Origin of the sequence: Sulfurimonas sp. HSL3-1, assembly GCF_039645995.1 — a bacterium.
GTDB lineage: Bacteria > Campylobacterota > Campylobacteria > Campylobacterales > Sulfurimonadaceae > Thiomicrolovo > Thiomicrolovo diazotrophicus.
Window position 1 is genome coordinate 2,355,201 of sequence record NZ_CP147920.1, and the last position, 14,262, is coordinate 2,369,462.

Consider the following 14,262-nt stretch of genomic DNA (forward strand, 5'->3'; position numbering starts at 1 on the left):
TCCAGTCCGGCTCAGCATCTAGTCCTTCGCTTGCGTTGCCTTTTAAGGCTTGTACGATTCGCAATTTAGTTGCTCACATGTATTGCCCTTTAGGGCTTATGATCAAACTCCGGTACAATCTGTTTCAACGCCGCCACCTTGTCCTTTGTCTCTAAAAGCTTTTCGATATCTTCTTCCAGCTTGTCAATGGGGTAGTCCGTTTTGCCGGCAATGAAGATGGAGCTGTACCGGGTCTTCTCCTCCGTATCGTCTATCAGCAGCTCTTCGTAGAGCTTTTCGCCCGGGCGCAGGCCGCACACTTCGATCTTGATCTCATCCTCTTTGCCGTAGAGCCGAATCATCTGCCGGGCCAGATCGATGATCTTCACCGGTTCGCCCATGTCAAGAATAAAAAGCTCTCCCCCTTTGGCAATGGCGGCCGCCTGCAGCACCAGCTGGCATGCCTCCGGGATCAGCATGAAGTAGCGCGTCATCTCCGGGTCGGTTACCGTGACCGGCCCGCCCGCTTCGATCTGCCGTTTGAACTTCGGGATAACGCTGCCGCTGGAACCCAGCACGTTGCCGAAACGCACGGCGACGATCTCCGTCGCACCGCTCTGCACGTTCCCCGCATAGAGCTCCGTCACCCGCTTCGTCGCCCCCATAACATTGGTCGGGCGCACCGCCTTGTCCGTCGAGACGATGACCACCTTCCCAACGCCCGCAGCAATACTGGCATCGATGACGTTTTTCGTCCCCAGGACGTTATTGCGTACCGCCGCTGTCTTGTTGGCTTCGCACAGCGGGACATGCTTGTAGGCCGCGGCATGGATGACGATGTCGGCTCCGAAGGCCGCCATCTTCTCCTCCAGTATCCTGCCGTCGGTCACGCTGAACATCTCCAGCGAGGCCTCGGGAATCGCTTCGCCGACCGTGTAGAGATTGAACTCGCTGTGGTCGATCAGGGCCAGGGCCGACGCGCCGAAACGGCGGCACTGGCGGGCGATCTCACTGCCGATGCTGCCTCCCGCACCGGTGATAAGCACGCGCTTTCCTTTCACAAAACCCGCAATCACCTCCTTGTCCAGGTCTTTCGGATGACGGGCGAGGAGATCTTCGATGGAAAGATCTTCGAGTTTATCATACTGCCCTCCCAGCAGCCGCACCCGTTTGACTTCATTCACCCCGGCATCGCTCAGACGCGCGTAGAGCGCCTGGAGCTCATCCTGCGCCAGGGTGCTGGTAACTATCGCCGCGGCAATCCCGCGCTCGCGGATCAGGGATTCAACTGCCTCCTCGCCGTATACGCGGATATTGCTGATATAGGTCCCGACGGCACTGCGGTTTTCCGCTGAGAGCACAACGACCGCGGAGGGGTAGTACGGGATATCCCCCTCCTGCGCACTTTTGATGATCGAAGCCGTTTTGGGGTTGACGCCTAACAGCAGTACCGGTTGCTGGTGGGATGAGCGCTCCTGCTCCGTCATCAGCCGTTTGGCAACACGCAGGGCGCCGATGGCAAAGATGGAGAGAAAAAAGTCGATGATGATCACACTGCGGGGAAAAGGGTCGAAGAGTGCCGGGAATAGCAGGTAAAAGCCCGTGAAAACCGTATAGGCCGCCACATGGGCCTTGACAATGTTCTTGGCCTCCGCGAAGCCGACGAAACGCCAGACGATAAAGTAAATCCGAAAAAAGAAAAACGCGACGACCTTGAAGCCGACCAGGTAAAGGTAGACCGTATCAAAAGATGAAAAGAACCGCAGCGGGATGTCAAAGTTGAAGCGCAGGGCGTAGGCGCCGTACAGCGTTGCCAGGGAGAGGAGCATATCCAGCAGCAGAAAGAAAAGGATCCGCTTGCCGGACGTCGGTCGCAACAGCCCGCTCACACCACCACCTTCCGGATGATGTCGGAGACCCTGATAACATCCTCCTGCGTCATCTGGGTGCCGCTCGGCAGGCAGAGGCCGCATGAGAACAACTGTTCACTAACACCGTCCGTCACTGCTTCGGCCCCCGAAAACAGGGGCTGAAGGTGCATCGGTTTCCAGAGGGGACGGCTCTCGATATCGTGATCTTCCAACGCGGTTCTGACCCGCTCGGGATCGGAATGACCCAGGGTCAGCGTCGTCAGCCAGCGGTTCCCCTGGGCACCCGGCAGCTCCGGCATAAAATCGATTTCGTCGATCTCCCCCAGCGCTTCTTGGTACCAGCCGAAGATCCGGCGCCGCTGCGTCACGCGCTCGGCCAGCACCTCCATCTGCGCCACGCCGATGGCAGCTAGGACATTACTCATCCGGTAGTTGTACCCCAGCTCTTTGTGCTCGTACCATGGCGTCGGCTCTTTCGCCTGCGTCGCATAGAACATCGCCTTTGCGATCGCCTCTTCACTTTTAGAGACGAGCATCCCCCCGCCGGAGGTGGAGAGGATCTTGTTTCCGTTGAAGGAGTAGACGCCGAAGTCGCCCCAGGTGCCCGTATGGACACCATCCAAGGTCGCCCCGAGGCTCTCGGCCGCATCTTCGATCACAACGATACCGTGCTCCCGGCAGATCGCCATGATCCGCCGCATCTCCGCGCACTGGCCGTAAAGGTGGGTCACTATCAGGGCCTTCGGCGGTTTCGGTGCACGCGCTATCGCAAGCTCGAGCAACTCAGGGGAGAGATTCCAGCTCTTTGCGTCGGCATCGATGAAAAGCGGCGTCGCCTGCTGGTAAAGGATGGCGGCAACGGAACCGATGAAGGTGAACGACGACGCCAAAACGATATCGCCCTCCCCGATACCGCTGACACGCAGCGCCAGGTGCAGCGCCGCCGTCCCGCTGGAAGTGCCCAGCGCGAACGGCGCCTGCGTGTAGTCGCAGATCGCCTGCTCGAACCGTGTCACCATCGGCCCGAGCGGCGCGATGTAGTTACTCTCGAACACTTCGGCGATGTAGCGCTGCTCGTTGCCGGTCATATGGGGAGGGGAGAGAAAAAGACGTGCCACCGTTATCCTTTCAGCGTCTTCCAGATATACGCAAGGTCCGCTCTAAAGGACCACTGTTCGACATACATCCGGTTTATACGCACCTTGTCAGGCCATATTACCTTGTCATTATACTCCTGCGGAGACGGCTGTACGGCCAGAATCGCCTCTTCATCACGGTATTTCAGCGTTGCAGGCCCGGTAATCCCGGGACGAACACCTAAAATCACCCGGTCCGGCCCTTCAAGCCGGTCCGCGTATCCGGCAACATCGGGACGGGGGCCCACAAAACTCATATCACCCACGAGAATATTCAGCAGCTGGGGGAGTTCATCAAGTTTGAACCGACGCAATACGCTCCCCAACCGCGTAATACGCACATCATTGCTCGCCGTAACAGTCGTATCTACACCGCTGACGGCACGCATTGTCCTGATCTTGTAGACGGTAAAAGGACGCCCATGTCGGCCGATCCGCCGCTGCATGAACAGTCCGAACCTCCGGGTGTCGATGCTCGCCGCCGCGATCAGCAACAGGATCATCCACCACCCCAGCAGCAGCAGCCCTGTCCCCGCCAACAGGATGTCAAAGAGGCGCTTGGCAAAGGCGTCCCGCCGGGAAAGTCCCTGTGTCATATCTTCAGGCGGTAGATCTTGGCCCATGGAGAGAGAATGACCGGTTCATAGAGATCGGCATCGTAGTTCTCCAGGACCCCCATCTGGATAAAGAGGGACTGGTACATCTCCTCGTCAAGCACCAGGAACTTGTTCGCGCTGCGCATGAAAATGACGGAAAGCGTCCCGTCGAAATGCAGCAGATTGACCTGCTTGCCCACCGGACCGTTCTCGTGCTCTTCGGTAATAACGAAACGGCGCAGCGGAAGGCTCTGCCTACCGGCCTGCAGTACGCTCTTTTGCAAATCAAGACGCAAGCCGTTGCCGAGATCGACCAAGTTACCCGACTGTTTGGCATACCCCGTCACGTAGTAGAACGGCATCTTGTAGGACTGGCCGCTCTGCAGATCCAGGTTCGAGAACACCTTAATCGTACTGAAGATATCGAGCATCCGCAGCGGCAGGTAAAGGTAGATGTCCCGTGTAGGTTCGGGCAGCGTTACCTCTCCGACACGCAGCTGTTCGAGATACGCCTCGGTATCGACCTGATCGGGCTGCTTGTTCCTAAAAAGGGTATCGGCGGCGACCCGATAGCCCGAATCGACATAGGTTTCCACCGCCAGGCGCGACAGCGACGCCGCCTCTTTCGGGGAATCCGTCGTCAACACCCGGGAGACGATATAGTTGTCATGACTGTGTTTTCCCCCGTCGATGAGGGTGTTCATATTGCTGTAGTACCAGATGGGATAGCCGTAATCCCACCAGGTGATGACGTAATCCCGCTCGCTACCGATGGCTTTCATCTTGTCCAGAAGTGCCACCTCCTCCTTGGTGAAGACGGTCGGTACTTTATAGCCGATGATATGTTTGATGTTCGGGAAGAGCATCAGCCCCGTCAACAGTGCTACCGCCGCCCAGGAAGCTTTGCGATTGGGAATATAGGAGGCCAGCACATAAAAAAGGTAAACAGCCCCGAGTGCGGCGACGGGAACAGCATAGACGGTAAAACGCAGACCGCCCCAGAGCGAAAAGACGCCGATGCCGATCAGCGGCAACGCGAGCAGAAATGGTCTGGAACGCATCACCAGCAGCAGATAACCGATCAACGCCGCTATGACACCGGGGACAGAGCCTGAGATCCGGTCCGCCATCACGCTGAAGGGGATCGTCCCCGCCTCCCGAACCGTCTGGCTGACCTGGTAAAAATGCAGGCCGACCTCTTCCGTGCCCCGGAACAGGTAACCCGAAACCTTGCTCCAGATCACCCCGAAAACGTTGCCGTTGATCAGGAACAGAACAAGGGTGATCCCGGCAATGACCATCAGATGGCGCAATGAGACGGATTCGTTCTTGAACACAAAATGAGCGGCAATGAGCAACGGCACCTTGATCCACCATTGCAGCGGCATCAGGGCGATCGCGATAAGAATGATCGAATGGTAGGTGAACTTCTGATGTCGGTGGAACAGGACCATATAACCCATATAGATCAGTCCCATAGCATAGATAATAGAAAGCCCCTGATCGTACAGGAAGCGGTACAGGGCGATCGTGAACGCCGCCATCAGCGCATTGACATAGGTCTCTTTCTCAATGGTCGCCATCAAAAAATAGAGGATGAACATCGGCGCCATTGCCGAGAACATGTCAGTATCGTAGTAGCCGATCATCGTCCGGTTGTAATAGCTCCAGGCGATCGAACCGATCAGTGCCGCGAAGAAACCGAGCAGCGTCTGTCCATAGAGGCGGCCTATCAGGATCATAGGGATCACAACAAGGCTGGAGATGACAGCAGGCATGTACAAAATGACGGTGTTGAGATCCACGGGAAAGAACTTGACCGCCACCGTCGTCAGGAAGGTCAGTGCAAGTTCCATCCACCCGAGCACGCGCGGGTTGTCCGCATGCATTCCCTCCAGGGCCTGCTGGGCACTGCTGGCAAAATAGTAGCCGTCGTTCGTATTAATCATAAGCTGGTCTTGCCAAGAAAACGAAGGGATTCCGGAAGCCCAATCCACCCAGATCATTCGAATCGCTATACTAAAAGCATAGGCGATGACCATAAGGAAGATCATATTGGCAGTAGAAAGCTGTATACTCTGGGCTTCATTTTTGGACAAACTCATATTTAACCTCGCAATCGTTTATAGAACATTCTTTTGACCCACACCGGGGAAAGCAGTAGAAAAAAAGCGGCGACCGCATAAAGATACCCTGTGAAACCAAACCCCAATCGACGGGTCGCTTCAATTTTCAACGTAAAATCATCCTGCGCTTTTGCCCAGCCGTGTCTCCTGTAATAAAAGGCATCATTCACCCTCATTTTCACAAGCGCTACCTGGAGGTTGTGAAAACGGCATCCATGCGCAAAACCTTCTATCCACAACGCAAGATCTTCGTTCGTCGTATTTAATCGATGAAGTCCCGCCTTTTCAAAAAAAGTACGCCTGAAAAAAGCGGTGGGGTTGGCCAGCGGTGACCTTTTTTTGAAAAACTCAAAAATTTCTTCATGTGTTTCAGCGTAACGGACCACCTGTTTCTCGTCAGTGTCGGTGTTAAACTCCTCGATCCAAGCGCCAACAACATCAATTTCGGGATGGACCGACATAAAACTGTGTTGTACCGCGATCCGTTCCGGCACGCAAATGTCGTCCGTATCCATCCGAACGATATAAACATACCCTTCTTTCAGTGCATGACTAATTAACTCGTTAAACGTGAAACTGACACCCCGATTTGTACTCCGCTCGCCGAAGTACTGGATCTGTCCACTCGCATAAAGATCGAGAAGATAATCATGCAACAAAGGAAGCACCGGGCCGTCTTCCTTGACAAAAATATCAAAGTCCCGCCTCGTCTGCGCAAACAGCGAAGCAAACATCGCCTTGCTTTCCTTCAGATCACTGTTGATGTAGAAGCTAAGCAAAACGACCGTATCTTGTTTCAAATGCTGTCCTCTCTGCATGCCTCGGCCATATTGGAAGGTTTATTATAGCGCAAGAAGTCAGCGCAAAAATATCTCTGGTAGATTTTGTTCATGTCCGTTTGCCACTCTCGCTTTGAGCGCCGTCACGAGGTGCCTGGTCTCGTCATTCGTATCGGGTTCTATATGCGATGCCGCGAACTCTTGCGGCAGATCAAGACGCGGATTCACTCGAATCTGCCGCTGTTTGGCAAACGCGACAATACTGTCAACAACACGCTGCGGAGAGCGGCACAAGTCCTCATAGGTAATCCTGATCGTATCACCCGGCAGACTTTGAGACAGAATCGATTCGTGTATGGAGACCAGCTGATCCGCTACACGCTCATACCGGCTGTTATACTCTTTTTCGCTGCAGGCTTTGGGCCGCAGGGAACTCCACTCCTCTCCGGAGATTTTTAGCAGTGAGTACGCGTTGGAAAGCAAATCTCTTGAAACATACACAAAGACAATGCGATCGAAGTGTGCCCGCATCTGTTCCATGGAAAAGGCATGGCCGAGATAGCCTGTAATAAACGGTTCATCGGGGGAAGCCAGCATATCCAGTACCCCTTTGAGTTCCCGAAGCTTTTCGGGCTTTAACGCTCCGGCATCCTCCTGCAGTGTCTGCCCCGACCAATAAGACCAGAATTTCAACCCTTCGGCCTCCCCGCATAGTCCCGGGACAAAGCCATGGGTGGACGAGAAGCTGCTGATATGGCGTCGGCAAAGGAGTTTGGACACGACCCCGCCCAACGCCGGTGTAGCATAAAGCAGGTTCCAGATATTTGTCAAATGCGTGTTCTTCAGGGCGGTCGTCAACACCTGATATGTCAGTGTAGAACCGCTCCGCGGAGGAGCAACAATGCAGACAACCGGGATATCCCTGGGAGGGTGCAGGCGCAAAGGTAATCGGAACAGATGGTCCAACGGCGCACAGAAACGGTAAAGATCCTGAAACGTGCGTGCATATCGGATGATAGGGCTTTCTCTACCGTAACTCAAGACTTCTCCTGACCTCTTCGTGTTTTAATAAAACTGTCACCCTGGCGGCAAATTTATTCCGAAATGACGCGATAATCCTACGAAACGGATAAAGCAGACGCACGGCAAGCTGTACGGACGGTCTGTAGACAACATGCATGCGGCAGTAGGCCTTTCTGAATCCGAATTTGCGGATGAGATACTGCTGGACACTGGTGTCATGTGCGAGACTGCGAGCACCGTCGTCGATATAGCGCACCTCTTTTTGATGAAGGTAGTAGTCGTTCAGCGTGTAAAAGAGTGCTTCGCTCGGATTGAGGTGGAAATAGTCCGGATCGAACCGGACGGTATCGTACTTGCAGCAACCTTCGGTGATCCGGGTAGCAGCAAACGCGATCATCATCCCCTCCGGGTCCAGAACACTCCAAAATTCCCAAAAAGGCTCTTGCATTTTACGGATCGAAGCGACGAACATTTCCCGGCTGCCGGGGCCCGCCGAGCTCCTGTACTTTTCAAAGGCTTTCACATGCACCGGCCAACCGTTTTCGGCAATATCATCGGCTCCGGTACGCCGCACCGTACAGTGCTTCAGTCCCCGTCGCACTTCGTAACGAACTTTCCGGCCGAGGGATTCAAGCGTGTCGGGTGTATCTTTGATGATGTACCAGAACGCCGTCTCTTGCCCTCTGTCAAAATCGCTTATCCAGCGTATGAAATAGGCCCCGCTCCGTTTCAGCAGTTCGCGGGCCTCTTCGCGGCTCAACGCTACCGGCACGTGCGGAGGAACATCGGGGATCAATACCTGCTGGTATAGGACCCATGTCACCCCCTTATATTCAAGCATTAATCACTCCCCCACGCCTCGTCCTCTACTCTGTAGAGTCGCTGTTCGGCTTGCACTGATTTTTCAGCAATGCATCGACGATGATTCCGCTTGCGTTCCCGTTGCCGTAAAGCTCCGGTTTCCGCTCGTCAAAAAGCTGCTTGTGACGCAACATCTTTTCGGAGGCATCGATGATCGTGTTCCTGTCCGCACCCGTCAGCAGATTGAACCCATGCTCCACCAGCTCCGTCCATTCGGTTTCATCACGCAGCGTGATACAGGGTTTTTCAAAAAAGAAGGCTTCTTTTTGCAGCCCCCCGCTGTCCGTCATCACCAGCGCACAGTGCGTGAGCAGGTATACCATCTCCAGATATCCCACCGGGTCGATGATAATAAGACGATCATGAAGAGAACGGATACCCAATGCCGTAAGCTTGGCCCTCGTCCTCGGATGAAGCGGCAGAATAAGCGGCGTTTTTTCCGCTATCGTCTGCAGCGCTTCGAAAATGGACTGCAGCCTTTCGGGGTCATCAGTATTTTCCGCCCGATGGATTGTCGTCAGAACGAAAGGGGAATCGAAATCGAATTCAATCCCCGGTTTTTCTGAGAGTGCTGCGTAGAACATGGCGGCGTCCTGCATGACATCGCCGGACCGGACGATACTTCCAAACCCTCTCGCATCTCCCCCGAACCCTTCCGCTTGAAGGTTTGAGACCGCTGTTGCGGTCGGACAGAAAAGAAGATCGCTGATCCGGTCGGTCATGATGCGGTTGACCTCCTCGGGCATCGCCATGTTAAAGCTCCGCAAGCCCGCTTCAACGTGGGCAACCCTGATATGGAGCTTCTTGGCAGCCAGTGCCCCGGCAAGCGTACTGTTCGTATCCCCATAAACCAGCACCCAGTCCGGCTGCTCATCCAGCAGTACTTTTTCGATCTTCTCGAGCATCTGGCCCGTCATGGCACCGTGTCCCAGGCTGTGCACCTCCAGATTATAATCCGGCTTCGGAATACGCATCTGCTCAAAAAAGATATCGGACATATTGGCATCAAAATGCTGTCCCGTGTGCACAATGACTTCTTCAATGTCGACACCATCGTTTTGCCGTTTCAGCACCTCACGACTGACCGTCGCAGCTTTGATGAATTGCGGTCTTGCACCGATAACGGTCAGAATTTTCACGATAACAGTCCTGCGTAAATATCCATAAGTTTTGTCTCCTCTGCCGACCAATTGTACTTTGTTTCCACGGCTTCCCTGCCGTTGCGTCCCATCCGTTCCGCTTCTTCCGGATGGGAAAGAATATACTGCATGGCGTTTGCGATCGCCGTCGGGTCGAGAGGATCGATGCAAAGCCCGCAATAGTTTTTTTCAATAATACTGCGCCAAAGAGGGAAATTCGAAGCTATCACGGGTATACCTGCGGACATATATTCAAACATTTTGTTGGGCTGTGAATCGATATGGTTGTGCGCCGGCAGGAACGTTACGACACCCGCCATCGACCTGGCCATGACGTCCCTTACCCCTTCGCGATCCAGGTAGCCGACAAAATTCACCCTCTTCCACCCCGCATACTTCTTCACCTCGGTTTCGAGAGATGCGGGGGCGAAACTCCCTGCGAGCGTCAGGATGCCGGACGGAACCGACCCCATTGCCTGAACGACCTCATCGATCCCCCTGATTTTCGATATTCCCCCGATATAGCAGAGCTCTTGATGCTTGTGTTGCCAATCGGTGGTGTTTGCCAATTCCGAGAGAATCGGAAAATTATTGACATCTGTCGTCCGGCTGTTTATCGCCAAAAAACGGTCCCGGATAAATGGCGTCGCCGTCATGATATGATCAAACTTGCGCACGGCAAAGTTTTCAAATCTTTCGAAGAGTGCGGAAATAAACGCCCGTTGCCAGCGCTTGAGGTAGGATTTACTGAGAATATCGCGGGGGACATCTTCATGGACGTCGTAAACAACCTTCTTCCCTCTGCGCTTGAGCATCAAGGCGGCAGGGATCAGTTCGGGATCATGGAAATGGTAAAGCGCGGCATCTATTTCCAGGGCACGTTTATAGACAGCGCGTACGCCTCTGGTCATGCGGGCGATCCTTCTCCCCGAAGCCTTGCCCGCATCGATAATCTCTACCCCGTGACGGACTTCGTCACCGCACCCGTCGGCAACGACCAGCGCAACATGATAGCCGGCCGCGGCCAGGCTGCTGCACTCTTTGAGAAAAATGCGGGTGTCATACCTCGGATGTACTGATGTAAGATGACAAACCTTATGCATAGAGTCCTCTGTAAACATCCAAGAGGACTTCTTCCTGATTTTCCCAGTTATATCTCTTTTTAAAACGATGCAGATTCTCTTTAAGCGTTTTTGGATCAAGCGATTCGGCACGACGGACCGCATCCAAAACACCTTCGGCGCTGTTTTCTTCCGCCACGACTCCGATACCGTTGTTCGTCACGAGTCTGTGCATTTCATAAAGATCGGAAACGATGACGGGGATCCCCGCCATTGTATATTCAAACAGCTTGTTCGGCGAACAGTAGTAATGGTTCAAACAAGTATTTTCATAAAAAAGGAGGCCGAAATCAGCCGATGACGTATACGTTAGAAGCACCTCGGGTTTGACGGCTTCATGGTAGTAGATATTGGCATATTGGTCGGCTGCCTCGGCGGCGGCTTTTGCCAACGGTCCGTAACCCATCATGACGAGAACACTGTTTTTGTCCTCTGTTCTTTTGAACGCCTCGATGATATGTTCAACACCGCGCCCGCTGCTCAATCCCCCCTGATAAAGAAAGATTTTTTTTCCCTTATCGATTCCGAAAGTGTTACGGAAAATATCATGCCTCTCTTCCGCCTGATACGGGGGACAATTAAGCACGAGTGCGGGTTTCTCAACCGGGTACATTCTGGCATATTCATTCGCGATAGAATCGCTGACTGTCAAAATACGATCGGCAGCACCGATGAAGAGTTTTTCCGTGAGTTTTGCCATCTTTTTGAGAGCGCCTTTGAAATTGTGTCGCTCCGTCTCATACTCGTGCGCATCATAGACGACTTTGGCATCCCTCTTAAACAGCATTTTGACGACAGCTCCCACAGGAAGCGTGCCCAGATCATTGCAGTGGTAGATGTCGCCGTCCCCGTGCTCCCGGATCACCCTGTAGAGGAACTCAAGGTATTTGAATAGCTGGACTACGCGGTGTTTCGACCACCCTTTCGTCCTGAGCTTGATACGGTGGACCGGGACCCCATGGACCTCATCCCGCTCGGGGAGACCTGCTTCATGAAGGGCGACAACCTCAACGGCATAACCGGCTTGCTGCAAAGAAACATTCTCTTTCAAAACCCTGGCATCGTTCTCAAAGCTGTTCAGTACAAGCGAAATGACCTTTTTCACCGTTGACGCCATTTGGAAATGTATTGTTTAAGTCTGGAAAAACGCTGTTCAAGGGCATAGTCGGACGGGTAATCCCGAAACGTTTTATTGGGTTGCAGCATGATGGCGTTAAGCTCCTCAACCGAGATGCTAAGCTTTTTGGCAATGAATTCTTTCTCGCTCTCTATTTCCCCTGCGTTGTAGGGAGGTTTTTCCAGCACATTCAAGGCCTCCTGCCGTGTCATCTGGCCGGCAACGATCATGCTTGACAGATGGGCTCTGCGTTTGTCGTATCCAAACTTTTCGGGCAGCCAGTAAGACTGAAAGAACTTTGTAAAGATGCTTTCATGATGTTTGTCGCCGTAATCACGCCAATCAAGCTTTTCGACAATGATCCGCTTCGCTTCCTCTTTGTCATAGGGCCAAAAATTCAGCGGTCTGATCATCTTGAATTTTTTGATATAAGGGTAATAGATCTTCCGTTTGAAGAAGCCGACAGTTTCATACGTTTTTAGCCGTATCGTTCCGAACCGTTTGTGAATGGCGAGCAGCTGCTTGGCGTCCATTGCGTTATAGCCCCAGGCAGCCGGCAGAATTGACTCTGTGGCGTAATTCCCGCCGCTGAGAAAATATCTAATGCCGAAATGATCGACAGCCACCTTGTAGAGTGTGGCGAAAAAGGCGTGGTCCTGCGGAACATCCTGGTTCGCCAGCTGAGACTTGAGATAGGCGAGTTGCAGATCTTTCATCTCCTCCCAATTGATCACTTCGGTATGAAGATCAATCGACAGCCTCTTGACGATATGCTCTATGTTGTGTACGGCCAGCTCAGAATTCCAGCCGCCGTCAATATGAATAGCCAGAATACGAAGTTGCGGGTATTCCGTTCGAAGCATATAAGCCAGATAAGAGCTGTCTACGCCGCCGCTCAAACCGATGACGCAGTCATATTCACCGCTTTTGCCGTCTTCAATGATTCTGGCAACAATCTGATCAAGCCTTCTTTTCCCCTCGGGATTGGGGAACCAGGATTTCCGGATCACATTTTCAACGTGCCTGCAATGGTTACAGACGCCCTGCTCGTCGAATGTGATGTCGGGGTCCGTCGTATCCATGACACAATGCGAACAGATCTGGTAATGTGTTTTCAAGGCTGCTCTCCAAACAATTTTTCCAACTCTTCATATTTCGGATAGGTGATAAGGACGGCTCTGTGTTTGCCCTGGAATACAAAAAAGCTCCCTGCTGCGACCGCGGAGGCACCGCCGAGCTCCTTTGCAGCTTTAAAATCGGACAGTTGCCCGGCGCCGCCGCAGACGATCACGGGAACGGAAATCACATCTCGGACGGTCTGAAGCAGGGTCATATCGTATCCTTTCTGCATACCGTCCATATCCACGCTGTTAAGGAAAACCTCGCCCGCCCCGAGCGCTTCAACCTCGCGAAGATAGGCAAGCAGATCGCCCTTCTGCACTCCCTTATCTGCGTGACGGTATATCTGGTAGCGCCCCCAGAGATTTCTTTTGACATCCACCGCCACGATAATGCTTTGCGCCCCGAAGAGCTGCGAAGCTTCCCGTATGAGGTCCTTGTCGCGCAGCGCAGAACTGTTTAGAGCGACTTTTTCGATGCCGAGTGAAAAAACCTTTCTGATCTGTTCAACGTTGGTAATCCCGCCTCCGTAACAAACCGGCATAAAACACTCGCTTGCAAAACTTTCTATCAACGCATAATCCGGCTCTCTATGCTCTTTGGAAGCGTCGATGTCGAGAAAGATCAATTCGTCCACCTCTTTCTCGTTGAAGATCCGGATAGCATTAATGGGGTCGCCGACATATTTCGGATCTTTGAATCTCACAGTTTTCACGAGCCCTTTATTGTGCAGCAACAAAACAGGTATGACTCTTGTCCGCAGCATCAATAGTACTCCACAAAGTTCTTGAAAAGCTGCATACCGAATTTATGGCTCTTTTCGGGGTGGAACTGGCAGCCCAGAATGTTTTCATGCTCGAAACATGATACAAACTCATAGCCGTATTCGGTTGTCGTCAATATGTCGTTACGGTTTGCGCATTCTACTGCATATGAGTGAACGAAATAAAATCGGGGATCGTCGGGCATCCCTTCGAAAAGCGGACTCTCCTTTTTCACATGCACCCTGTTCCATCCCATATGCGGCACAGGAAGTTTTTTATCATGGTCTTGAAAGTTGAAGCGTTTCGCACTCCCCTCAATAAAACCGAACCCCTCGCACTTCCCCTCTTCGCTGCCGTTCGTCAACAGCTGCATTCCGAGACAGATGCCGAGAATCGGTGTCTTATCTTCAAGCACCTTCTGTTTGATCGCTGCAATTAAGTCCAGCTGCTGAAGGTTGATCATGGCGTTGTCAAATGCGCCGACTCCCGGCAGAATTATCTTTGTGGCCTCGTTTATCGCGCGTGCATCAGAAGAGACGACGGCGCCCTCTCCGATTTTTTTCAGCATATTTTTTACTGATCCCAAGTTTCCCATTCCATAGTCAACGATTGTTGTCATTTACTTCCCATA

The 14,262-nt window shown here is 53.0% G+C and carries 13 protein-coding genes; all 13 read right to left on the reverse strand.

The genetic code is table 11. The features are described 5' to 3' along the window. Positions 1-89: 89 nt before the first annotated feature. The 13 genes from WCY31_RS12060 to hisH all read right to left on the reverse strand — a co-directional run bounded on the left by WCY31_RS12060 (position 90) and on the right by hisH (position 14,250). Positions 90-1,868 (reverse strand): nucleoside-diphosphate sugar epimerase/dehydratase, encoded by a 1,779-nt coding sequence (locus tag WCY31_RS12060; RefSeq protein WP_345972569.1) that lies wholly within the window; start codon positions 1,866-1,868, stop codon positions 90-92. Further along, on the reverse strand, positions 1,865-2,968 hold the full coding sequence (locus tag WCY31_RS12065) for a DegT/DnrJ/EryC1/StrS family aminotransferase (protein WP_345970019.1): 1,104 nt from the start codon (positions 2,966-2,968) through the stop codon (positions 1,865-1,867). The genes WCY31_RS12060 and WCY31_RS12065 overlap by 4 nt, the downstream gene beginning before the upstream one ends. Positions 2,969-2,970: 2 nt before the next feature. Next, the gene (locus tag WCY31_RS12070) at positions 2,971-3,582 is read right to left on the reverse strand and encodes a sugar transferase (protein WP_345972571.1); all 612 of its coding nucleotides are present in this window, start codon (positions 3,580-3,582) and stop codon (positions 2,971-2,973) included. Then, positions 3,579-5,531, reverse strand: coding sequence for an STT3 domain-containing protein (locus WCY31_RS12075; RefSeq protein ID WP_345972573.1), 1,953 nt, complete (start codon positions 5,529-5,531; stop codon positions 3,579-3,581). Before WCY31_RS12075 ends, WCY31_RS12070 begins: the two co-directional genes overlap by 4 nt. 158 nt (positions 5,532-5,689) lie before the next feature. After that, positions 5,690-6,508 carry a glycosyltransferase gene (locus tag WCY31_RS12080; protein WP_345970024.1) on the reverse strand — a complete coding sequence of 273 codons (819 nt, stop codon included), beginning with the start codon at positions 6,506-6,508 and terminating at the stop codon, positions 5,690-5,692. Between the two features lie 57 nt (positions 6,509-6,565). Next, positions 6,566-7,528 (reverse strand): sulfotransferase, encoded by a 963-nt coding sequence (locus WCY31_RS12085; RefSeq protein WP_345972575.1) that lies wholly within the window; start codon positions 7,526-7,528, stop codon positions 6,566-6,568. Then, a complete protein-coding gene (locus WCY31_RS12090) occupies positions 7,515-8,351 on the reverse strand; it encodes a hypothetical protein (RefSeq protein WP_345972577.1) in 837 nt (278 codons plus the stop codon). The genes WCY31_RS12085 and WCY31_RS12090 overlap by 14 nt, the downstream gene beginning before the upstream one ends. A gap of 25 nt (positions 8,352-8,376) precedes the next feature. Next, the gene (gene wecB, locus WCY31_RS12095; protein WP_345972579.1) at positions 8,377-9,510 is read right to left on the reverse strand and encodes a non-hydrolyzing UDP-N-acetylglucosamine 2-epimerase; all 1,134 of its coding nucleotides are present in this window, start codon (positions 9,508-9,510) and stop codon (positions 8,377-8,379) included. Continuing rightward, entirely contained in the window at positions 9,507-10,613 is a 1,107-nt protein-coding gene (locus WCY31_RS12100) for a glycosyltransferase family 4 protein (protein WP_345972581.1), read from the reverse strand. The genes wecB and WCY31_RS12100 overlap by 4 nt, the downstream gene beginning before the upstream one ends. Beyond that, positions 10,606-11,736 (reverse strand): glycosyltransferase, encoded by a 1,131-nt coding sequence (locus WCY31_RS12105; protein ID WP_345972583.1) that lies wholly within the window; start codon positions 11,734-11,736, stop codon positions 10,606-10,608. Before WCY31_RS12105 ends, WCY31_RS12100 begins: the two co-directional genes overlap by 8 nt. Continuing rightward, positions 11,733-12,866: an N-acetyl sugar amidotransferase gene (locus tag WCY31_RS12110; RefSeq protein WP_345972585.1), complete on the reverse strand. Its 1,134-nt coding sequence runs from the start codon at positions 12,864-12,866 to the stop codon at positions 11,733-11,735. Before WCY31_RS12110 ends, WCY31_RS12105 begins: the two co-directional genes overlap by 4 nt. Next, positions 12,863-13,633 carry an AglZ/HisF2 family acetamidino modification protein gene (locus WCY31_RS12115; RefSeq protein ID WP_345973795.1) on the reverse strand — a complete coding sequence of 257 codons (771 nt, stop codon included), beginning with the start codon at positions 13,631-13,633 and terminating at the stop codon, positions 12,863-12,865. The genes WCY31_RS12110 and WCY31_RS12115 overlap by 4 nt, the downstream gene beginning before the upstream one ends. Further along, positions 13,633-14,250, reverse strand: a complete 618-nt coding sequence (hisH, locus tag WCY31_RS12120) for an imidazole glycerol phosphate synthase subunit HisH (protein WP_345970035.1) — start codon at positions 14,248-14,250, stop codon at positions 13,633-13,635. The genes WCY31_RS12115 and hisH overlap by 1 nt, the downstream gene beginning before the upstream one ends. Positions 14,251-14,262: the final 12 nt, after the last annotated feature.

Coding starts and splice junctions, on each gene's coding strand:
- WCY31_RS12070 (WP_345972571.1), bottom strand. CDS start 3,582: ATGACACAGGGACTTTCCCGGCGGGACGCCTTTGCCAAGCGCCTCTTT.
- WCY31_RS12075 (WP_345972573.1), bottom strand. CDS start 5,531: ATGATTAATACGAACGACGGCTACTATTTTGCCAGCAGTGCCCAGCAG.
- WCY31_RS12090 (WP_345972577.1), bottom strand. CDS start 8,351: ATGCTTGAATATAAGGGGGTGACATGGGTCCTATACCAGCAGGTATTG.
- WCY31_RS12100 (WP_345972581.1), bottom strand. CDS start 10,613: ATGCATAAGGTTTGTCATCTTACATCAGTACATCCGAGGTATGACACC.
- WCY31_RS12115 (WP_345973795.1), bottom strand. CDS start 13,633: ATGCTGCGGACAAGAGTCATACCTGTTTTGTTGCTGCACAATAAAGGG.
- hisH (WP_345970035.1), bottom strand. CDS start 14,250: ATGACAACAATCGTTGACTATGGAATGGGAAACTTGGGATCAGTAAAA.